The following is a 22,201-nucleotide window of genomic DNA, read 5'->3' on the forward strand; positions in this document are numbered from 1 at the left end:
CACAATGAAATATAAAGATCTACGTGATTTTATCGATTTGCTTGAAAAAAAAGGCGAACTTAAACGTATCACCCAAGAAATCGACCCGTATCTTGAAATGACCGAAATATCTGATCGCACATTGCGTGCAAAAGGCCCTGCGTTATTATTCGAAAATCCAAAAGGCTACGATATGCCGGTGCTTACCAACCTATTTGGTACACCAAAACGCGTAGCAATGGGCATGGGCCAAACAGATGTTAGCGAGCTTCGCGAAGTGGGTAAGCTACTCGCTTTTTTAAAAGAACCTGATCCACCAAAGGGTATTAAAGAAGCTCTAGGTGCTATACCTATTTTTAAGCAAGTGCTTAATATGCCTGCAAAAGAAGTTAAAAAAGCGCCTTGCCAACAAGTAGTTTTAGAAGGTGATGATGTAGACTTAACTAAATTACCTATTCAGCATTGTTGGCCAGGTGATGCAGCGCCATTAATTACTTGGGGCCTTACAGTCACTAAAGGGCCTTATAAAAAGCGCCAAAATTTAGGTATTTATCGCCAGCAATTATTAGGCAAAAATAAAATAATTATGCGTTGGTTGTCGCATCGTGGTGGCGCGCTTGATTTTCAGGAATGGTGTAAAGAAAACCCAGGGCAACCTTACCCTGTCTCGGTAGCACTAGGTGCCGATCCAGCTACTATATTAGGTGCAGTAACGCCTGTACCCGACACATTAAGCGAATATGCATTTGCTGGTTTATTACGTGGTAGCAGAACCGAAGTTGTAAAATCTATTTCAAATGACCTACAAGTCCCTGCCAGTGCAGAAATAGTACTTGAAGGTTACATTATGCCAGGTGAAATGGCGCCAGAAGGCCCTTATGGTGACCATACCGGTTACTATAATGAAGTAGATGACTTTCCAGTAATGACGGTAACTCACTTAACGCATCGTAAAGATCCTATTTATCACAGCACATTTACTGGCCGTCCGCCTGATGAGCCTGCAATTTTAGGTGTAGCACTTAATGAAGTGTTTGTGCCGATATTACAAAAGCAATTTCCTGAAATCGTCGACTTTTATCTGCCGCCTGAAGGGTGCTCGTACCGTATGGCGATTGTAACAATGAAAAAACAATATCCTGGCCATGCCAAGCGCGTGATGATGGGGGTTTGGTCGTTCTTACGTCAGTTTATGTATACCAAGTTTGTAATTGTGTGCGATGACGATATTAATGCCCGTGATTGGGAAGATGTTATTTGGGCTATAACAACCCGAATGGATCCTGCTCGCGATACAACATTAATAGAAAACACACCTATTGATTATCTCGATTTTGCATCGCCAGTCTCTGGCCTGGGTTCAAAAATGGGAATGGATGCCACCAATAAATGGCCTGGCGAAACCACCCGCGAATGGGGCGAGCCTATTGTTATGGATAAAGACACCAAAGACCGCGTAGATGATATTTGGGAAAGCCTTAATATTCTTTAAGTGTTTATATGTAAGTACATAACAGGCTATAAAATAACCCTGCAGATATGCTAGAATCGAGTCATTCGATTGCGTATCTGCTGTTTAAAGCGCTGCTAAAAGGTAAAAAATGCAAACATTAAAAGCTGAAGTTGTAGCTATCAGCCCACTTACAGAATTTGTTCACAAAGTAATTTTAAAGCCACAACAACCTGTGACCTTTGAAGCTGGCCAATACATGCAACTCGTATTGGGCGAAAAAGACAAACGGGCTTTTTCTATAGCTAGTCGCCCTTCACAGTGCGATGCAATAGAACTGCATATTGGCGCGTCAGGTGCCGATTCGTATGCAATGCAATCGCTGGAACATTTACGAAATGCGCATACCACTGGGCAGTTAGTAGACATTGAAGCTGGCTTGGGTATTTCACAGTTGCGCCTGCAATGTGAGCGCCCTATTATTTTACTTGCCGGTGGCACTGGTTTTTCATACGCAAAATCAATGGCTGATCACTTAGCTGAAATTAAGTGCGACCGTCCTGTATTATTTTACTGGGGTGTAAAAGAAGAGTCAGCTTTATACGCACATACAGAAATGCAAACATGGGCCGATAGCCACAAAAACTTTGAGTTTATCCCTGTGGTAGAAAATCCATCTGCTAATTGGCAAGGTCACACTGGCTATGTACATAAAGCGGTAATGCAAGATATTGTATCACTTGAACCATACGATATTTATATGGCCGGTCGTTTTGACATGATAGGTATTGTCCGTGATGACTTTATTACTCATGGTGCAATTCGTGAAAACATGTACGCAGATGCATTCGCATTTATCAAATAATTGAAATTAACTTTCAGTTATGAATAAAGGCACCTAATCGGTGCTTTTATTTTATATAACAACAAATACTTAATAGTTAAAACCTATCAATCTCATCAATATAAACAATTTCCTAAATCCCTATCTATAAACCATACTTTGTATTGAACATCAGCGGGAGAGACCCAAATGCTAAATACAAAAGTAAAAGATTTTATGCAACGCAAGTTGCCAAATATCACACCAGATACAGAAATGACAACAGCCATAGCAGAACTACAAAAATTTAAACTACTTGGCGCACCAGTATTTGATAAAGATAAATGCCTAGTCGGATTTATATCTGAGCAAGAACTATTAAAACCACTTACGCAAAGCAGTTATTTTTGTGATGGGATGGTTAAAGTATCGCAACTTATGCAAACAAAGGTAGTGACCGTTAGCGGCGATACCAATATTATTGAGCTTGCAGAGCAAATGCAGCCCGGTAAACCAAAAAACTACCCTGTTGTAGAGGGTGTTAAAGTAATCGGCATGATCAGCCGAGCAGATGTACTTAAAGCACTTTACGATAATTACATGAGCTGCCAAACACACTAAATTGCAGATAACAAAATGCCGCTTATAAAGCGGCATTTTTAATGTGTATTAAATAGAGTTAACGTGCGCTAACGATTGCTGAAAGTTCTTTTTTATCGCCATCGCTTAAAAATGCTATTTCTAATGCATTTTTTTGGGCTTTTTCCATATCAGCTTGAGATAAGCCCGCTTTAGGTGCTGCAACGGTATATTCGTACTCAATTTCAATGCCTTCAACCGCAGGGTCATCAGTATTAATACACGCTAAAATACCGTGATCTAAAAACTGTTTAAGTGGGTGCTTAGCTAAATCGTTTACTGTACTGGTTTGAATATTACTTGTTAAGCACGACTCAATACCAATACGGTTATCGCGTAAGTAATCCATTAGTTTTGGATCTTCAATAGCTTTAACGCCATGCCCTATTCGGCTTGCACCTAACTCATTAATTGCTTGCCAAATACTTGGAGCACCGAGTGCCTCTCCAGCATGAATAGTCGAAGCTAAATAAGCATTTCGTACTTGTTTAAAGTGCTCTACAAACAACTCACCAGGAAAGCCAATTTCGTCACCGGCTAAATCAACAGCGACTAAATCATTTTTAAATGCGAGTAAAGCATCAAGCTCTTTTTGACATGTTTTTACGCCATAAGTACGCGATAAAATACCAATCAAGTTAGCTTTTATATTTGCATCCTTTGTTGCTGATTTAATACCATCAACAACCGCCTCTACAACCCCTTCTGGGTGTAAACCTTGGCTTTGTGCCATGTAGTAAGGGCTAAATCGAAGCTCTACATAATCAAGGCCTTGTGCTTGTGCATCTTCAATGTTTTCAATCGCTATGCGTCTACACGCATCGTAGTCGCCAAGTACAGTGACACCCCAATCTAACTTTTGTAAAAAAGCCATAAGGTTTGGCTCAGGGTCAATAACTTGAACATGAGGAATGAGTGCCTCAACATTATCTGCAGGTAACTCTATATTAAACTGACGACCAAGTTCTAATATGGTTTGCGCACGTACATTACCATCTAAATGACGGTGAATATCTAGCAAAGGTAATTTTCTATTTATCATAATAGCAACCCAGTTTAGTTAAATTTGCGCGCATGATACGCAGATATAGTTATTTTTCAAGTCTATATGATTTGCGGTAAGTTTAAGCGGTCATATGTCTGCTTTTTGTGCAAAAAATAACGTAACTTATTTATTTGATAAATAATGCCAAAGCGTTTTAAAAAGCGTATTTGCATCAATAGGTTTAGTGATATAACTATTCATTCCACAGGCCAATGCCTTTTTAACATCATCGTCATGGGCATTCGCCGACAAGCCAATTATTGGTAAATCAATTAACCCTAAGTCATTTCTAATTACTTTTGTTGCTTGAAGACCATCCATTTTTGGCATCTGAATATCCATAATCACAATATCGTAGCTATTTTCGGTTAGCTTTTCTATGGCTTCAAAACCATCATTAGCAATGTCGGCAATACACCCTTTTGTTTTTAAAATGGCACTGGCAACATGCTGGTTAAGTGGGTTATCTTCGACTAAAAGTAACTTATAGTTTGCGAATGATAAGGTACTTACATCTATTTCGTCGTATTGCTGTTGAATTTGCTCTGCCTTTGGTAAAGGCGATATAAGCGGCAAACTAAATGTAAATGTAGAACCTTTACCTTCATAACTGACTAAATCAATTGCACCACCCATTAACTCAACCAGCTTTCTGCAAATACTTAACCCTAAGCCTGTACCACCATATTGACGTGAGGTTGAGCTATCGGCTTGCGCAAACGGTTTAAACAATTGTTTTTGTGCTTCGTTACTAATACCAATACCCGTATCGTTAATACTAAAGTAAGTCATTTTTTTCGACTGCCAAATTTTCAGAGTGATCTCACCTTCCCCTGTAAATTTAACCGCATTATTGAGCAGATTCAGCAGCACTTGTTTTAAGCGGATTGGATCGGTATTAATGACCAAATTTGATGTTTTATCAAAATCTAGACTTAACTTTATTGATTTAATGTCAGCTTCAAACTGAAGTAAATTAAGCATTTCATCCGCTAAACTCGCTACATTAATAGGCTCTTGCATTAAGTCTAGCTTGCCTGCTTCCATTTTTGAAAAGTCGAGCACATCGTTTAATACCCGCAGTAAAACACCCAGTGCTCCATCTGCTTGTTCAATGTAACTTCTTGCTTGTTGCCAATCATTCTGTTGCAGCGCTAAATAATGCAGCCCTTTTATACCGTTAATAGGGGTACGGACTTCGTGACTCATGTTTGCTAAAAACTGTCCTTTAATATGACTCGCTTCATCTGCTTTTTGTTTTTCTTTGCGTAATGTATGCGTTTGCTTAGCCACTTGTTCGCGAATTTGTATGTTTGTACCTGTAACTGAAATCAAAAATGTAATCAGTAACCACACAAACAACATACCTACTATTTGTGCAAGCCAATACATTAACCAAGACGTTCTAACTATTGGTTCATATAACTCGACCTGCCACATGCGTTTGCCAATCAACAATTGATATTCTTTAAACAGCGTTTGCGAGTTATCGGTATCGGCAATATAAATTGCCTGCTTTTTCCCTGGTATCGTTGTATCAAAAAAACTGACTGAAATTGAGTTGTTGTGATCAAATAATAGTGTTTGCGATAAGCGTTTCAGACTGACAATCGCTGCCACAAAACCTTGAAAATCATCTTCGGTAGACGACTCTCCAAAAACAGGATATAAAAAAAGCACACCGTCTTCAGCTGTATTTTGGACTAAATTAATTGGCTCACTTAGTGCAAGTTCATTAAGCTCTTTCGCTTTGCTAAGCGCTGCACCTCTTACTTTACTAGAAGCTAAATCAAACCCTAAAACACCTTCATTATCTTTTAAGGGATATACATATTTTACAGGAAAGTAATTACTACGAGTACCTGCAGGTTGCCAACCTCCATCAAGTGACTTTTCTTTTATGTATAAAGTTTTGCCTGTGGCTGTATTTTCATGTGTTTCAAAATCTGCGAGTTTATTTGCTGGTACATAAGGTATCCATTCAAATGCTAAAATTTCTTGGCTATAGTCCAACTGCTTTGAAGTAAATTGTTTAAACTCTTTAAAGTTCACGTCATTACTACTAGCAAAAAATGTAGCTAACAATCCTAAGTGAGCAGTAATACCATCGAGCTTCTGGCTTATAGCATTTTGCACAGTAAGTATTTTGGCTTCTTGCTTTTGAATGTCTTTTTCTTTTTTAACACTGGCAGCGCCATAAAAACTAACGCTGATCAGTATATAAATTAATAGTGAAGGTAAAATTACCAACATACGGTGGCGTACTTGCGTGTAATTAAAGGCTGCGAGCATGAGTGGAGTAAATATAAGTACACCGATACTGTCACCAATCCACCATGCTATAAAGCTATCAAAAATAGCATGCGTAGGGATCACATTATTCAATGCTAATAAGCTAGTTCCCACACCTGCAGCAATAACACAGCATATTGGCCCTGCTACTATTAGGCTCTGCACACTGTGTTTTAAAGAAGATAAATCTAGTGGAGCCTTTATAACATTTACTATGATTTGACGACCAATCCAAGCCTGTAAAACAGAGGCTAAAGTGACGCAAATAGCTTGTAAAAGCACATTAAAATGAAGAATATCTACGGTGTTATCAAGATGAATTAAGTTAGTACAGAAAGCACCAAGAATAAGGCCAATAAATGACTTACGTCCCCAAATTAAAAAGCTCGCTAAAGCAATTCCTGAGGGCGGCCAAGAGGCGACCGCATAGCCATCAACAGAAAGAAGTGAGTTGCTAAAATACCCAGTAAAGAAGTAAGCACAAGCCAAGCTAAGGGTTAATATTAAAAACTTTCTCAATGCTTGTGCTCCTGAACTACAAAAAATGCTAAGTAGTTATAGTGTAGTCATTTATTGATATAAAACGAGCGCCTTTTCTGCTTGTGCACTATTTTTATAACTTAAAACAGCTTGTTCAGAGAACTGTTTTTTATTGTCACTATTCAGTGCTTTATCAAAAATTCTAGCTGCTAAGTCATAATCACCTTTAGCATTAGCAAGGCAAGCCAGCGCAAGTAATAGTGAATTATTTGAATCATCCTTTTTAAGGCGTTCTTGTATGTTTATTTGCAACTTAGGCGCGTCGGCTGCTGTTGCTTTACTTAATATATTGGCAAGCTCTAAGTGTTGCTCATTATGCTTAACCATTTTAATTAAGTCACTTTCGATAACAGCCAATTGACCTGCTTGCGCCATTTGCATTAAATATGCGGTGTGGGCATGAGCTTGCAGCTTTTTCGGTAGCTGTTTATATTTTTCACTCAGTTTGTCTGCATCTAACGCATTAAAGTAGGCACTAAATAACTGCGTCCACTGTGCATCAGTAAGTGCTTTTTTGCGTAATAAACGCGGCAAAAAATCTTCCAGCGCACTAAAGTGTTGTTGCTGTACTAATACTTCTGCATAAAGTTTTAACTCAAGTGCGGTGGCTTTTTTAGCTTCTGCGCTAATACGCATTTGTGATTCAATCGCGCTACTGTCGCCACTTGCCAACCATAGCTTTGCTACTTTTAATTGATGCTCTGGGCTTATTTCAAATAAACGCTCAAGTGCTTTATCTGTTTGATTATTAGCAAGCGCTGCTTTTGCAAGTAATGCTAAGCGAATATCTTCAAACTTATCTGGTACGCTATTACCCGATAGAGCCTGCTCTACATGCTCATAATCATCGTTAATAGCACTCCACAACGCCTGTTCAATCGCTGCTTGTTTACGCTCTTGGCTACGTGCAAAAAAGCCATGTTTAGTATTATGATAAATCGATAATAAGTAGCGGATTAGCTTATATGTAATAAATACGATCGCAGTAATAACAATCACTGTACCGCAAAAAGCAATCATAGTGCCCTCAACTGTATAGTTATTAAATGAGAAAAGGACATAACCTTTCTCATTTATAACGTAAGGAGCTACACCAATAACAAGTACTAACGCAATAACCAGTATTATTAGCCCTATCATTGCACCCACTCCTTAACCTGCTGTGTACTTTGAAGTGTTACTTTAGGGCTAAAGTTAAGTGATTCTTTCTCAAGGTTAGCTATTGATTTTAAAACCATTTGTGTAGCGTTATCGTCTTTCTTAAAATACTCATCAACTAAGCGCTTTGCTTCACTTAAAGTACTAAAGTAGATGCTAGCTTGTTTACTAAGTAACGCATCTTGTGCCTGAGTAATATAAAGCTTAATACGTTGATTAACGAGGTGACGCTCTTGCTCATCAAGAAATGGAGCAACTACTCCCCCTTCTCGGTGGTGAAGTGTTAAAAAGCTGTCTAAAAAGCGACCCCAGCTGTTATTTAAATTCTGCTGCCAATCATTTATATCTTCACTTAATTCATTTTCATCTACTTCGGTAACTTCTTCTGGCAAATTAACTGCATTAAAAACTAAGTCGTCAATACTGCTTAGTACACTGTTTAGCTGTAAATAAATAGCCTCTGTTGCAACAGGTTTAAGGCTATCAAGTGTTTGTATGTCTTGCATAATAGCTTGGCGAACTTCAACTGTTCCAGGGTGTTCGCTAAGTAATGCATCTAAGCGCTTTAAAACAGCACTAGTGCCTTGGTAATCTTTTTCAGCCCATAGTTTAAATTCAGCCATACGCTGTAAGCTGGTTACTTCTTGTGGGTTTAAAGACGAGCCTTGTTGCTGCGCTTTTTGCAGGGCTGCTTTTAGTTCTTGCTGATTTTGAGCTGCACTTTCACTTAGGGTTGCGGCTACTTTTTTCTCACTATTAAACAGCGCTTGCTGCAAATTAGATTGCGCCGATTTAAGTGCTTGCAGCTCTTGAACGAGTAACTTATTTTGCTCGCTTAACTCATTAACGGCTAGGTTTTGCGCCTTACCAGCATTTAATTTTTGATAAAACTCGTATCCAACACCAGAGGCCACAATTAACGAAATAAGAAGCGCAAGTGCTGCAACCTTACTTACCTTTTGTTTGTTTTTTTCTGTCGTATTTTTTGTAGCTGCTGGCTCTTGCTTAGCTGATTTAGCTGAGGCCGGGTTAGCTATTGTTGATGTGGCTTTTTCTGCCGTAACTGGCTTTGACTGTTCGCTCATGTTGCTACCTTGCTGATTTATGCAGGTAAACATAGCATTATCGCTAGCCCCTGCTGCAATGTGTATATTAGCCGAACTTACCTGTTGCAACTTTAAATAAGCGGCTATCCGCTCGCTTGCAACATAAAATCGGCACTGTTGTAACCATTGTAGTTGGTGTGCAGTAAGGCTTTTAAATATAGCATCAACTGCTGCATTACTTGTTATGACTATACCGTGTACATTCTGGCTTTTCCAGTGGTCTGTCCAGTTAGGGGTGATACTCTCTGTGGGTTCACGTTTGTACACAACACAATTATTTAAAAAAGCTCCACGCTCTTTTAGCGTTTTAGCTAACTCAGGGCGGCCACCTTGCCCCTTAACTAACACTATATTACTGCCATCAACCTCGGCGAGTGATTTGAGCGCAAGTAACCCTTCTGAATCATACTGCTTTGGTACTGCTGCGCGCACACCAAATTGCTCATATATAATGTCGGCTGTTTGTTGTCCAACCGCATAAAACTGCGCTTTGGTATTTATATCGGGTTTTAATTGCGAAAGTGCACTGACTGCATCTTGCGATATAAATATTATTTTATCTGCATTTAACAGCGGACTAAGTTCAGTGCTGGAGGGTGTTAAATGCGTTATTTTTAATACCGGAAATAAAGACGCCTGATAACCCGCTTGCTCAAGTTGCTGTGCAAGGGCTGCGCCTTTTCCTTCGGGCCGAGTTATCAGAATATGTGTCATTTATGCGTCTCTATAAACTTCAGCTAATATTTTGTCTGCGCCTTGAGCTAGTAATTTTTTAGCAAGCTCAATGCCTAGTTTTTCTGCATCATTTACATGACCAGTTACTTCGTCGCGTAAAATTTCGCTGCCATCAACAGCACCCACTAAACCACGCAAATGTACCTGCTCGCCATCAACTAATGCATAAGCACCAATAGGCACTTGGCAACCACCTTCTAAATGGCGATTCATCGCACGCTCTGCATTTACGCGAATACGTGTTTGAGTATGCTCAAGTGGTGCAAGTAATGCTTTTGTTACTTCATCATCAATACGGCACTCAATACCTACAGCGCCTTGACCATTTGCCGGTAATGATACTTCTGGCTCAATATAGTCGGCAATACGCGACTCCATTTCTAAACGAATAAGCCCTGCTGCAGCCAAAATAATAGCATCGTATTGGCCATCATCTAACTTACCTAAACGCGTATTTACATTACCGCGTAAATCACGAATATCTAAATCAGGACGAAGTGCTTTAATTTGGCACTGACGGCGCAAACTCGAAGTGCCCACAATAGCGCCCTGTGGTAGAGCGTTTAAATTAGCAAAATTGTTTGATACAAACGCATCTCGCGGATCCTCACGCTCACAAATAGTATACAGCTCTAATCCTTCTGGGAACTCTACTGGTACGTCTTTCATAGAATGTACGGCAATATCAGCTCGGCCATCTAACATGGCTTGCTCAAGCTCTTTAACAAATAAACCCTTACCGCCAATTTTGGCCAAAGGCGTATCTAAAATTATATCCCCTTGCGTCGACATTGGGACTAATTCTACGCGTACATCTGCATGAAAACGCTCAAGTTCAGCTTTTACAAATTCGGCCTGCCAAAGTGCTAAAGCACTTTTACGAGTTGCGATGCGTACTAATTTTGTTTTTTCTGTCATAAGGGTATCCAATTAATTACTGCGTTTAGCTAGTTTTAGTCAGCTAAAATTCTAAATTCTTTTTGGGCAATTAAATTACCTTGCTCATCTACAACATCAACACGCCAGTGGCCTGTTTGTGTGTCCATAATATTTTTTGTTGAGTAGGTTCTGTAGCGAGGCGAAGTAACATTGAGTGTAATTTCAGCCATAGTTTCATCTTCAAACGTCCAAACATGTTTAACTTGCTGCCCTTGAAGGTTTTTAATCTCGCTAAAAAACGATAACCCTTCATCAAACTGACTTAACCTAATATCTGCCGCAAACACATTAGTAGGCTCACGCTTACTTACTTTACGAGTAAGTACCGCACGGCTAATTTTATCTGTGTCTATTTGCGCGCCTAATGCCACACTTGCCACTTGTGCTGTAGGCGAAAAACCTTCAGTACCACTCAATGCACCATCATCGCTTTTTTGATCTAAAAGTAAGTCACTCTGATCAGCATACTCAGCTATATTTTCAGCTTCTTCGGTTTCTTCCTGCGCATCATTATCAAGGTTTGAGTTTAACTCTGTATTAATACTCTCACTTTGATCAATCACAATATCGTTGCTAGCTAATAAAACTGTATCATTATTTACTGGATTCACTTTATCAGGTGCATTATTTGATATGCTTTGCTCAACTTCATTCTGCGCAGCTAATAACGGTTCAATGCTCGTTTGCGTTATCTCTGCGGACTCGTTAGGAATGTTGTTTATTGATGATTCAGGCTCAACATCCGTTACTTCAACGTTTGTCTGGTTTTGAGCGTTACTGCTAAAGCTTAAAAATTGTTCCTGCTCATTTGGATGCTCACCTTGCTCTGCACTGGCTGAGGTTGTTAAGCCATATACAACTGCTGCAGAGGTCATTAATACCAACATAGCAATACTCACAATACGACGCCAATTCCACTCGTAGCTTACCGTTGGTACACTCTCTTGTAGTTCGCGTTTAACATTTGCTTTAATAACTATTTTTTGACTCATATTGACCTCAGCGGTTCCAAAATTAGCTTAAACGAGCAATTAACCATTGGCGAATAGCTTGCAATTCTTCTGCGCAAACTTGATGAGCCATTGGGTATTCTTGCCAGCTTACATCCATGTTATGTGCTGTTAATACTTCAAACGCACTTCTTCCCGCACTATGCGGTACTACGTTGTCTTGACTACCATGCGCCATAAATACATTTAAATCGGTATGTTTTGCTTCATCAGCAAATTTTTGCGGCACACACATATAAGTAGAAAGCGCCATAACACCCCCAAGCTTTTGCTCAAAGCGCGGCGCTAAATGCAGCGACACAACACCACCTTGAGAAAAACCAGCTAAAATAATTTTATTAGCGGGTATGCCATTAGCAATTTCTTTGTTGATTAGTTCTTCTACTTTAGCAGCCGAATCTCTTACGCCTTGTTCATCGGCACGCTTATCTAATTCTATAGATTTAATATCGTACCAAGAGCGCATTTCCATACCACCATTTATGGTGACCGGTTGTACTGGCGCATGCGGAAAAACAAACCGTATACCAAGCTCACTTGGTAAATTAAGCTGCGGAGCTACTGGCGCAAAACCATCCCCAGAGTCACCTAAACCATGTAACCAAATAACCGTTGCTTTGTGCTCACTTTGGGCTGCATATTCTACAAATTCTAAACTCATAGTGATGATTGCCACTTAACTTCTTGGCCTGCTTGGCGAGTTGAGGCTTCATTTATAAACGCCCAAAATTCAGCGCCAGAACGGTTATCAATCCATAATCCATCACGCATTTCAAAATGATGTCCGTTAAACTTAGTCGCAACCCATACTTGATGAAGAGGTGCTTGCTTGTTAATCACTATTTTACTTTTATCAGGAAAAATAATTTCTAAAATACCTTGTGCCGATTCGTAATCTAAATCAGCTTCGCAATCATCAACCTGCTCTTCAATAGTGAACATAAGAGCTTCGGCTAATTGGTGATATTCGTGTTCAGTCATTGTTATTTCCTTTGCAGGCGAGCCGCCTAATATTGGGTACGTTTTAGCTTTAAAAGTGTACTGTTAGTGTAACAGGAATAAAATCATCCGCGAATAGCTGCATTTTTTAGATATTCTGTTACTCTGCGATTATAAAGCCAGCAACCATATTAATCTAATGAAAGCGACGCATACCTTACAATTAAAAAAACTATTAATAAGCACTGTACTGTTAAGCGCCTTAGCTGGCTGTGGGCAGAGCGGTCCGCTATATTTACCAGAGCAACAAACAGAGCAAAACCAACCTCAAAATACAGCTAAACCAGCCACTACCGCTGAGCAAGCCAAAACATCGCAAAGTCAGGAGCAATAAATGGATTATTTTAACTACAAAAACAACCAATTATTTGCCGAAGACGTCAGTGTGGCAAGCATAGCGCAGCAATACGGCACGCCGTGTTATGTGTACTCGCGTGCTACATTTGAGCGCCATTATTTAGCGTTTGCTAACGCCACTAAGAATCATAAAAGCTTGGTATGTTACGCCGTAAAAGCAAACTCAAATATAGCCGTGCTTAATATATTAGCGCGCCTAGGATCGGGTTTCGATATTGTATCTAAAGGCGAACTTGCGCGTGTAATTAAAGCGGGAGGCGATGCTTCTAAAGTGGTTTTTTCGGGCGTGGCGAAAACGTCTGACGAAATAGCTTACGCATTAAAACTGGGCATTAAATGTTTTAACGTTGAATCAGCCTCTGAGCTTGAGCGTATTTCTGAAGTGGCTTGCGAGCTTAACCTAGAAGCGCCTATTTCTATTCGCGTAAACCCCGACATAGATGCAAAAACACATCCGTATATTTCTACTGGTTTAAAAGAAAATAAATTTGGTATTGATATACAAACTGCAGTAAGTGTTTATCAACAAGCAGCGGCTTTACCTGGTTTAAAAATTATTGGTGTTGATTGCCATATTGGCTCTCAATTAACTGAAGTAAGACCATTTTTAGAAGCCCTTGATAAACTCATGGCGCTTATTGATGAGCTAAAAACCAACGGTATTGAGCTAACTCACTTAGATATTGGTGGCGGTTTAGGCGTGCCATATAACAACGAGCAACCACCGCACCCAAGTGAATATGCAGCGCAAGTTACCGAGCGCTTAGCTAACTATAAACACCTTGAACTAATTTTTGAACCAGGGCGCGCTATTGCAGCTAACGCAGGTATTTTAGTTACTCAAGTTGAATTTATTAAACAAAACCAAGACAAATTTTTTGCCATTGTAGATGCAGGTATGAACGACATGCTTCGCCCTGCGCTTTATCAAGCGTGGCAAAAAATCATTCCGGTATCAGTTCGCGACGACGAAACACCTACTCACAACTTTGATATTGTGGGTCCGGTGTGCGAAACCGGCGACTTTTTAGGAAAAGATCGTGAACTAGCGCTTAAACAAGGCGACTTACTCGCACAGCGAAGTGCTGGTGCATATGGCTTTACCATGAGTTCAAACTACAACTCGCGCCCGCGTGTTGCAGAAATAATGGTAGATGGTCAGCAGCACCATCTTATTCGTGAGCGCGAAACTATTGAAAGCCTTTATCAAGGTGAGAAAGTTTTACCATAAACGTTTTTGTCTACTAGCTGCTCTGTGGCATGATTAGCACAGAGCAAAACCGAATTAGAGCGCTATGTTAGTTAATTTTTCCAAAATGCACGGCTTAGGCAACGACTTTGTTGTGATTGATAACATTACACAAAATGTTTTTTTGTCGCGAGATCAAATCAAAAAACTGGCAGATCGCCATTTTGGCATTGGCTTTGACCAATTGCTAATGGTTGAAGCGCCATACTCTCCTGATCTCGACTTTCATTATCGAATATTTAATGCCGATGGTACCGAAGTAGAACAATGCGGTAACGGCGCACGCTGTTTTGCCCGCTTTGTACGTATGAAGGGCCTTACTAACAAGCATAAAATTACTGTGTCGACCAAGTCGGGCAACTTAACGCTCTATATAGAAAAAGACGGTCAAGTAACGGTTAACATGGGTCATCCAAATTTTGAGCCAAGTAAAATCCCTTTAAAAGCGAGCAAGCGTGAGCTTACTTATATTATTAGAACCGAAGAACACACTGTATTTAGTGGCGCGGTATCTATGGGTAACCCGCATTGCGTGCTAGAAGTTGACGACGTAACCACCGCGCAAGTTGATATATTGGGTCCATTACTTGAAAACCACGAACGTTTTCCGCAAAAAGCGAACATTGGCTTTATGCAAGTTGTGTCGCATGAACACATTAAATTAAGAGTGTGGGAGCGCGGCGTTAACGAAACCCTAGCCTGTGGCACAGGTGCGTGTGCAGCAATGGTTATTGGTCATATGCAAAATAAGTTATCAACAACCGTTCAAGTAGATTTACCAGGCGGTAGCTTACAAGTACGTTGGAGTGGCGAAGGTCACCCAGTACGCATGACTGGCCCCGCAGAGCATGTGTTCGACGGGCAAGTAGCGCTATGAGCGAGCTAAGTAAAGAACAGGTTATTGATTACTTACATCAACATCCTGATTTTTTGGTTCAGCACCCGGAGCTACTCGCACAACTTGAGCTGCAACAGCAAGCTCAAGATGCAACGTCGCTGGTACATATTCAGCAACGCCAATTACGCGAGCACAACACGCTTTTAAAAAGCCAAATAGACGCTATGAGCAAGCATGCAACGCAAAACGAGCTTGTATATCGTTTGTTTAGCCAGTGCCATCGCCAGCTTTGGAATCATGACGACTTTGATACGCTAGCAAATAACCTGCGCAATATAATTTGCTCAAGTGAAGATGTTAACGACTGCAAATTAGTAAAATATAATCCCGAATACGACGAACTTATTGCACATCGCCTTACCCATTCTGGGCATTATTTAGGGCGTATTAATCAGCAAGAACGCGAACAATTATTTAGTGAAGATACACAATCTGTCGCCATTTATTTAATTGGCGACACTACACACCCTATCGCTATTTTGGCGTTTGGTAGCAGTAACGTAAACCATTTTGAGCCCGCTCAAGATAACCTGTTTGTACTCGACTTTATAAACGCATTACACCTGCGGTTGCAAAAACTAGCATGAGTGACGATGCGCCTAATACTACCCAGTTAAGCGACAATTGGCGTACACCTATAACGCTATTTAGCGATTATTTAAAGTTTGAAAAACAATATTCAGCGCACACCGTAAACCAATACGTAAGCCAACTTGGCTTTGCAGCCCTTTATTTTAGCAAACTATGTGATGACTGGTTTGGCGTACAAGGCGAGCATATTCGCCGCTACAGCATGGCACTGCGATCAAAACAATTAAGTGGCCGTACAATTAGCTTAAAGCTCAGTTGTATTCGCAGCTTATATAAGTTTTTAAAAGCAAAAAATATTGCCGAGCAATCGCATTACCATAATCCGGCGGTGGGTATAAAAGGTCCTAAGTTTGCAAAGCCCCTACCTAAAAATCTCGACGTAGATCAAATGGCGCGCTTACTCGAAATACCCGACGACGAGCCTCTCGCAATTAGAGATAAGGCAATGATGGAGCTTATGTATTCATCAGGGCTGCGTATAAGCGAATTAGTTGGCGCTAACATGCAAGATATTAGCGCTGCTAATGGCGAAATTTTAGTGCGTGGTAAAGGCAATAAAGAGCGATTAATTCCGGTGGGTAAAAAAGCGTTAGACGCATTAAAAAAATGGCTCACAATACGCCCTCAATTTACAAAGCCCGATGAAATAGCAGTATTTTTAAGTAGCCAAAAAAATCGTATTTCGATTCGCCAAGTGCGCCTACGCATGCAAGAGTGGGGAATAAAACAAGGCATTAGCTCGCAGGTTCACCCGCATAAGCTGCGCCACTCGTTTGCGTCACATATTTTAGAATCATCTGGTGATTTACGCGCCGTGCAAGAATTACTAGGGCACAGCAGTTTGTCGGCTACACAAGTGTATACGCATTTAGATTTTCAACATTTAGCCAAGGTGTACGACAACACTCACCCTCGCGCAAAAAAACGAACTGATTAGGAAAATAAATATGATCCGATTTAATCGTGCTATTAAGCCATTTTCTGTCATGAGCTTTGATTTAGACGACACGCTATACAGCAATCACCCTATTATAAAAGCAGCCGTTAAAGCCCAACAAAATTATTTAAACGCGCTACCGGGCTATCAAGAGCAAGGTCCAAAGTACTGGCAACTATGTCGCGAACTTGCCGTAATACAAAACCCAGATCTCGCAGATGATGTAACTAAATGGCGCAAACACACCCTACGTTTAGCGCTTTCTAAACTTGGGTTTACCGCAGATGATGTAGAGCGCCATGCAAATGCCGCCTATAACGCCTTTGCCGATGCGCGCAGCAACATAGTCGTAAGCGATGACGTACTAAACTTACTAGATAATCTAGCCAAACATTTTACGCTTGTTGCAATTACTAACGGTAACGTTGAAATTGAACGCTTTAATTTACACAACAAATTTGAGCTAGTATTACAAGCAGGTATGCACGGTAAAGCAAAACCCCACACCACTTTATTTGATAAAGCAGCCACACATTTAAACGTTGCTAAAAGCGAAATTTTACATATTGGCGATAGCCTAGACACCGACGTACAAGGCGCAAATAATGCCGGCTGCCAATCGGTATGGTTAAACGATCAAGGCGCTAACTATGCCTATAAAGGGCTGGCTGATATTGAAATAGTCAACATCCATGCTTTAACGCACTTTATTAAATAACCTATTAAAAATAAGAGGTCACAATGAGCCACTATACCAAGCTAATCACCTTGCTATTAATTGGCTCGCTTAGCCTTAACGCTTATTTATTATGGCCGCAGCCTGCGTTAACTACACCACAAAAAACGCAAAGTGCCCAGCAAAGCATATCGCCTAAACAACAAAATACGTTACTAAATACGGCAAAGCAGCAATTTAAACAACACCAATTTGAAGCCGCACTTAGTAGCTATCAACAACTCAAAAATAGCTACCCAGAAAGTGCAAAAAAACTTTATTCATCGTGGCTGATACAGCTTAAAACATGGCTAAATAGCAATTTATTACTCAGCGAGTCATTTCTCAATGCGCTATTAAATAACAGCCCTTATAACGTAGAATTACTTAACTTACAGGTTGAGTATTTAATAAATAGCGAGCAAACACAAAACGCCATTATTGCTTTATTTGAGCTTAATTCATTACAACCTGCTGATCAGCAAAGTAACGAAAATACACGTTTAAATACGCTCACTCAAAACGAATTACACACATTAACTGAGCAACAAAATTGGCAAGCTATTATTGAGCAAACACAAATTTGGCTTGATTATAAAAGCGATAACGCGCAGTTTTTATATCCGCTTGCGTACGCCTACTTTCAGCAAGGCGATTTAATTAGTGCACAAGCAACCCTTGATCGAATGCCAAACCAGCACAATCTAAAAAGCCAAGTGCAAACACTGCAAGCTATGATCAATAAAGCACAATCGCAAGACGACTTTGTTGCTTTAACGCCTTACGGCGCGCATTACTTAATAAACACCGAAATAAATAACAATCTATCGACCGAATTAATGATTGATACAGGCGCAAGCGTAACCTCACTACCTACAAGTATAATTGAGCAAATTTCGCCACAGCCTTTGTATTTAGGCGATGTAACGGTAAATACAGCGAATGGTCAAATTGTTGTAAAGCGTTATCAAATTGAATCGTTTAAAGTGGGCTCGCAAATTATTTATGGTTTTGAAGTGTTGAGCATTGAAAACACACGCGGACAAGGTTTGCTAGGGATGAACTTTTTATCGCGATTTAAATTCAATATAAATCAGCAAACAGATGAGCTAGAGTTAAGCGCTAAATAATTAAAAATCCAAAGGTAACACATGACACTAAATAACTATTTAAAAGCACTTGCTGAAAATCCAAAAAGCATTCAATTTACCGATACAATGGCGGTGATTGAAGCAAATTACGACTTTACTGCATGTGGCTTTAATAACCATGGATTACTTAGCGCTGCGAGTGAGAACAACGGCTCATGTAAAATTTTTGCGTTTGCTAAATTAAACGATTTAAGTAAACAAAATACGTTGGATTGCTTTGGTAAGTTTTACCGAGAAGACGTGCTGAAAAACCCTAAAGGTGATGATCACATGAACATTCGCACCTTTATGTTAGCGCCAGAGACAACGCCATTCTTAGGTATTACCTTTGAAGGCGAGCCACTAAAAGCAAAATAGTCAGCAAAAATTAAAGCGGCTTTTCCATAAAATAGCGCGTACCAGAGCGCGGATAATTATTAAGTTGATACTTAACACTATAACCGCGCTTTTCATAAAAGGGTTTTGCTTGAAAATCTAGCGTATCAAGCTGAGCGGTCGTTGCACCTAGTTCAATAGCTGATTGTTCAAGTGCCGTTAGCAACTTATCTGCAAGCCCTTGACCTCGCGCTACATCGCTACACCAAAGCCAACTAATCATCAGCCAATTTCCAAATACACACCCACTAATACCGGCAACAAGCTCGCCTTGCTCATCTGTAAATTTATAGCCTAATGGCACTCTTTGCGCATCAAAATGCTGGGCATTAAATTCAACCATTTTTGTGCGAAGCGCTGAGTTTAACGCGTCGGTATTATCTGCTTTTAATTGATACATGTTCCGCCCTTAAAGGAGCAGATACTAGCAAACTAGTTCTATCAATACAGGTTGTTTTTACCGTAAGGTACTTCGAGCATATTACTGCCGGTTTTTTCGGGCTGTCCGCACATTTCGTCGTAAGCGCTTGTTTGGCGCAGTACCATTCCCGCATAGGCTATTTTATCAAAACGCTTTTGAACATGCAGTGGGCTTAGCGCTCTTAAAAACTCACCGCTGTCTTCTGTTACATAGTATTCAACGTTATTAATCATTACTGATACTTGATAAAGCGCCATATCTAACGAGTGAACAATGACTTTTTGTAGCGGCTCGTGCTTTTTTAACTGTGAAAATTTAATACCCATCTTGGCTACCTTTTTATATTTAACCTGAGTTCAGGTTATTTAACATTATCGATACGCAGCTTTGCTATAATCACGATCAAATTTTTATTAGCCGCTGGCGTCACACGTTATGAGCACAAAAATCCGACTCGCTAAATATATTGCCCATGCAGGTATTTGTTCTCGTAAACAGGCATCGCGTTTAATTGATGAAGGTGTTGTGACTGTAAATAATCGCCCAGCGAATCATATAGATCACGTTGATGAGCAAGACATTGTAATAGTGAACGAAAAAGAAATTAAAGGTGCTGCCGATTTAGTTTATTTTGCGTACCACAAACCAGTAGGTATTGACTGCAAATTAAATATTGATGACCCTGCCAGCCTTATTCACCATTTGCCCACACTCACCCGCGTTTACCCTATTGGTCGATTAGATAAAGACTCTCGCGGTTTGCTTATTTTGACCAACGATGGGGATTTTTGTAATCAACTAATACATCCTGACTTCCACCAGTCTAAACATTATTTAGTCACCGTAAATAAGCCTTTAGACGATGCTTTTTGTAAAAAAATGGCAGCAGGCGTACCCGTTGATAAACACATAACCCTGCCTTGTGAAGTAAATAAAATAGCCAGCAATCAGTTTAGTATTGTTTTAAAACAAGGGCTAAACAGACAAATACGTAAAATGGCGCATTATTGCGGATATAAAGTAATTGATTTATTTAGAGTGCAATTTAGTGACCTCACCCTTTCAAAACTAAACCTACCTGAAAACCAATATATACAAATTAATAAAAACGATATTTCAAAAATCTAATACCAAGTCACTTAATTACATCTCAAAAAGTTAAAAATAAACTTGCAATTACAGATTACAGGTGTAGTCTTTAATTAAAGATTACATTTGTAGGCAATAGCATGATTGAGTTATCAAAAGCAGAGTTTGACGTGCTCGACGCACTTTGGATTAACTACCCCGCCACCGCGAGCCAAATAATTGAGCGCTTAAGCGACGATAAGCAATGGCACGAAAAAACCATTAAAACCCTACTAGGTCGACTAGTAAAAAAAGGCGCACTTACATTTGAAAAAGAAGGTCGTCAGTATATTTATATGCCGTGTATGGAGCGCGCCGACTACACCTTAAAAGAAAGCCAAAACTTTATTGAGCGCTTTTTTAGTGGACGTATTGCGCCACTTGTAAGCGGTTTTGCTAAATCGGAGCAGCTTTCTCAGCAAGATATAAACGAGCTTAAAAAAGTTATAGATGACTGGGAAAAAAACCAAAAGTAAGGGATTAACATGGTTATTCAAACTGGTTTTAATTGGTTGATTGAGCAGCAATTACTATTAAGCATTTTGTTTTGTGGATTTATTTTACTCGAGCGATTTGGTTTAAAAGCCCTTGGCTCGCGGTTTGTATATAAATTAGCATGGCTATTACCTGCGGCATTGGTGATTGCTAATTTACCAAATGCGATTAAACCACTGCAAAATAGCAATATTAGCCATTACTTAATCACCCCTAACCAGCCTTTTACACATGAAATGGGTATTAGCTGGGCGCTCATGTATGTACTTATTACCGCAGGGTTATTAATAGCTAGTTTTATTACACATACCCGTTTTGTTAAAAGCCTGCAGTTAACTGAGTTAACACAATTTGAAGGCACTCTTACCGCTGATGTTAAAACTTATACCAGCCAACATGTAGCCACGCCAATGGTGGTCGGTATTTTAAACAGCAAGCTGGTGTTACCGAGTAACTACAATACCCAGTTTGATAAAGCCACATTAGCGCTTATTTTAGAGCACGAAAACGTACACATAAAACGCAAAGACAACCTAACAAACGCACTTATGTTACTACCTACTATTTTACTTTGGTTTAACCCACTAGCTTGGTTTTGTTACGCAAGCATGCGCCGACTACAAGAGCTGACTTGTGATGAACGGGTACTTAGCAATAAAACCACACAACAACATATTTTATATAGCAAAGCCTTAATAAACTGCGCGGCAAATGCGCCCACAGGACTTATGGCTTATTCACACTACGGAGATAAAAAAACCATGTTACAACGACTAACTAATATAAAACACAGTGGGGAGCGTTCAAAGCTTGCTAAAGGTGGCTTATTACTTGTAGCCGCAAGTATGCTAAGTGGATTAGCGATTGCAAAGCAACCAGAGGCAATGACTAAAGAGGATCACATTTCACCGACAATGCGTATTGAACCCCTTTATCCAATACAAGCAGCTCAACAAGGCATCAGCGGCTCAGTGGTATTAAAGTACGATATAACTCCCAATGGTGAAACCACTAATGTTTCTGTTGTTAGTGCAAAGCCTGAAGCCATATTTGACCGTGAAGCTAAAAAGGCGCTAAGACAGCTGTCTATTATACACAAATCCCTGCTAAGAAATTAGCGGGGATTTTTTTGAACTAAATCTCAATGTCATGATCAGATCTTCAAATCT

The 22,201-nt window shown here is 39.9% G+C and carries 23 protein-coding genes and 1 pseudogene; 14 read left to right on the top strand and 10 right to left on the bottom strand.

What is annotated here, in order from left to right; translation table 11 throughout:
• Positions 1-4 precede the first annotated feature (4 nt).
• The 3 genes from ubiD (at position 5) to GQR52_RS17975 (ending at position 2,873) form a co-directional block, all read left to right on the top strand.
• A complete protein-coding gene (ubiD, locus tag GQR52_RS17965; RefSeq protein WP_007580574.1) occupies positions 5-1,471 on the top strand; it encodes a 4-hydroxy-3-polyprenylbenzoate decarboxylase in 1,467 nt (488 codons plus the stop codon).
• Between the two features lie 109 nt (positions 1,472-1,580).
• Positions 1,581-2,294, top strand: coding sequence for an NAD(P)H-flavin reductase (gene fre, locus GQR52_RS17970; RefSeq protein WP_024589658.1), 714 nt, complete (start codon positions 1,581-1,583; stop codon positions 2,292-2,294).
• 168 nt (positions 2,295-2,462) lie between these two features.
• A complete protein-coding gene (locus GQR52_RS17975) occupies positions 2,463-2,873 on the top strand; it encodes a CBS domain-containing protein (RefSeq protein ID WP_007580571.1) in 411 nt (136 codons plus the stop codon).
• 58 nt (positions 2,874-2,931) lie between these two features.
• Here the strand turns inward: GQR52_RS17975 and add are convergent, their stop codons facing one another.
• From add to cyaY, 8 genes are all read right to left on the bottom strand, one after another.
• Positions 2,932-3,933, bottom strand: a complete 1,002-nt coding sequence (add, locus tag GQR52_RS17980) for an adenosine deaminase (protein WP_024592609.1) — start codon at positions 3,931-3,933, stop codon at positions 2,932-2,934.
• 126 nt (positions 3,934-4,059) lie between these two features.
• Positions 4,060-6,747: a CHASE domain-containing protein gene (locus GQR52_RS17985; RefSeq protein ID WP_165729323.1), complete on the bottom strand. Its 2,688-nt coding sequence runs from the start codon at positions 6,745-6,747 to the stop codon at positions 4,060-4,062.
• 51 nt (positions 6,748-6,798) lie between these two features.
• Positions 6,799-7,908 (bottom strand): heme biosynthesis HemY N-terminal domain-containing protein, encoded by a 1,110-nt coding sequence (locus GQR52_RS17990; protein WP_165729324.1) that lies wholly within the window; start codon positions 7,906-7,908, stop codon positions 6,799-6,801.
• Positions 7,905-9,746, bottom strand: coding sequence for a uroporphyrinogen-III C-methyltransferase (locus GQR52_RS17995; protein ID WP_165729325.1), 1,842 nt, complete (start codon positions 9,744-9,746; stop codon positions 7,905-7,907). The genes GQR52_RS17990 and GQR52_RS17995 overlap by 4 nt, the downstream gene beginning before the upstream one ends.
• Positions 9,747-10,685, bottom strand: coding sequence for a hydroxymethylbilane synthase (gene hemC, locus GQR52_RS18000; protein ID WP_165729326.1), 939 nt, complete (start codon positions 10,683-10,685; stop codon positions 9,747-9,749). It abuts the gene before it with no gap.
• Between the two features lie 35 nt (positions 10,686-10,720).
• Positions 10,721-11,698, bottom strand: a complete 978-nt coding sequence (locus tag GQR52_RS18005) for a DUF2914 domain-containing protein (protein WP_165729327.1) — start codon at positions 11,696-11,698, stop codon at positions 10,721-10,723.
• 22 nt (positions 11,699-11,720) lie between these two features.
• Positions 11,721-12,377, bottom strand: coding sequence for a dienelactone hydrolase family protein (locus tag GQR52_RS18010; RefSeq protein WP_007580555.1), 657 nt, complete (start codon positions 12,375-12,377; stop codon positions 11,721-11,723).
• Positions 12,374-12,697 (bottom strand): iron donor protein CyaY, encoded by a 324-nt coding sequence (gene cyaY, locus GQR52_RS18015; protein ID WP_002960979.1) that lies wholly within the window; start codon positions 12,695-12,697, stop codon positions 12,374-12,376. Before cyaY ends, GQR52_RS18010 begins: the two co-directional genes overlap by 4 nt.
• A 157-nt stretch (positions 12,698-12,854) precedes the next feature.
• On the opposite strand from cyaY, the gene GQR52_RS18020 reads away from it, so the two are divergent.
• The 8 genes from GQR52_RS18020 to GQR52_RS18055 all read left to right on the top strand — a co-directional run bounded on the left by GQR52_RS18020 (position 12,855) and on the right by GQR52_RS18055 (position 18,970).
• Entirely contained in the window at positions 12,855-13,049 is a 195-nt protein-coding gene (locus GQR52_RS18020) for a lipoprotein (protein WP_024589651.1), read from the top strand.
• The gene (gene lysA / locus GQR52_RS18025; RefSeq protein ID WP_007580550.1) at positions 13,050-14,303 is read left to right on the top strand and encodes a diaminopimelate decarboxylase; all 1,254 of its coding nucleotides are present in this window, start codon (positions 13,050-13,052) and stop codon (positions 14,301-14,303) included.
• Positions 14,304-14,367: 64 nt separating this feature from the next.
• Positions 14,368-15,198 (top strand): diaminopimelate epimerase, encoded by an 831-nt coding sequence (gene dapF, locus GQR52_RS18030; protein ID WP_007580548.1) that lies wholly within the window; start codon positions 14,368-14,370, stop codon positions 15,196-15,198.
• Complete coding sequence (locus GQR52_RS18035; RefSeq protein ID WP_165729328.1) at positions 15,195-15,806, top strand: DUF484 family protein; 612 nt, start codon at positions 15,195-15,197, stop codon at positions 15,804-15,806. The genes dapF and GQR52_RS18035 overlap by 4 nt, the downstream gene beginning before the upstream one ends.
• Positions 15,803-16,747, top strand: a complete 945-nt coding sequence (locus GQR52_RS18040; protein ID WP_165729329.1) for a tyrosine recombinase XerC — start codon at positions 15,803-15,805, stop codon at positions 16,745-16,747. Before GQR52_RS18035 ends, GQR52_RS18040 begins: the two co-directional genes overlap by 4 nt.
• Before the next feature lie 10 nt (positions 16,748-16,757).
• Entirely contained in the window at positions 16,758-17,465 is a 708-nt protein-coding gene (locus GQR52_RS18045; protein WP_165729330.1) for an HAD-IA family hydrolase, read from the top strand.
• 23 nt (positions 17,466-17,488) lie between these two features.
• Entirely contained in the window at positions 17,489-18,592 is a 1,104-nt protein-coding gene (locus GQR52_RS18050; RefSeq protein WP_165729331.1) for a retroviral-like aspartic protease family protein, read from the top strand.
• 21 nt (positions 18,593-18,613) lie between these two features.
• Complete coding sequence (locus GQR52_RS18055; RefSeq protein ID WP_165729332.1) at positions 18,614-18,970, top strand: HopJ type III effector protein; 357 nt, start codon at positions 18,614-18,616, stop codon at positions 18,968-18,970.
• 10 nt (positions 18,971-18,980) lie between these two features.
• Here the strand turns inward: GQR52_RS18055 and GQR52_RS18060 are convergent, their stop codons facing one another.
• Both GQR52_RS18060 and GQR52_RS18065 read right to left on the bottom strand, forming a co-directional pair.
• The gene (locus GQR52_RS18060) at positions 18,981-19,388 is read right to left on the bottom strand and encodes a GNAT family N-acetyltransferase (protein WP_165729333.1); all 408 of its coding nucleotides are present in this window, start codon (positions 19,386-19,388) and stop codon (positions 18,981-18,983) included.
• 41 nt (positions 19,389-19,429) lie between these two features.
• Positions 19,430-19,735: a DUF6482 family protein gene (locus GQR52_RS18065; protein WP_024609954.1), complete on the bottom strand. Its 306-nt coding sequence runs from the start codon at positions 19,733-19,735 to the stop codon at positions 19,430-19,432.
• Positions 19,736-19,844: 109 nt separating this feature from the next.
• Here GQR52_RS18065 and GQR52_RS18070 point away from each other — a divergent pair, with 109 nt between their 5' ends.
• The 3 genes and pseudogenes from GQR52_RS18070 to GQR52_RS18080 all read left to right on the top strand — a co-directional run.
• A complete protein-coding gene (locus tag GQR52_RS18070) occupies positions 19,845-20,537 on the top strand; it encodes a pseudouridine synthase (RefSeq protein ID WP_165729334.1) in 693 nt (230 codons plus the stop codon).
• A gap of 101 nt (positions 20,538-20,638) precedes the next feature.
• On the top strand, positions 20,639-21,013 hold the full coding sequence (locus GQR52_RS18075) for a BlaI/MecI/CopY family transcriptional regulator (RefSeq protein WP_007580531.1): 375 nt from the start codon (positions 20,639-20,641) through the stop codon (positions 21,011-21,013).
• Positions 21,014-21,022: 9 nt separating this feature from the next.
• Positions 21,023-22,114 (top strand): annotated as a pseudogene (locus GQR52_RS18080) (M56 family metallopeptidase); the annotation flags it as partial.
• Positions 22,115-22,201: the final 87 nt, after the last annotated feature.

This window comes from Pseudoalteromonas sp. 31A1, assembly GCF_011378815.1.
Classification (GTDB): Bacteria; Pseudomonadota; Gammaproteobacteria; order Enterobacterales; family Alteromonadaceae; genus Pseudoalteromonas; species Pseudoalteromonas arctica.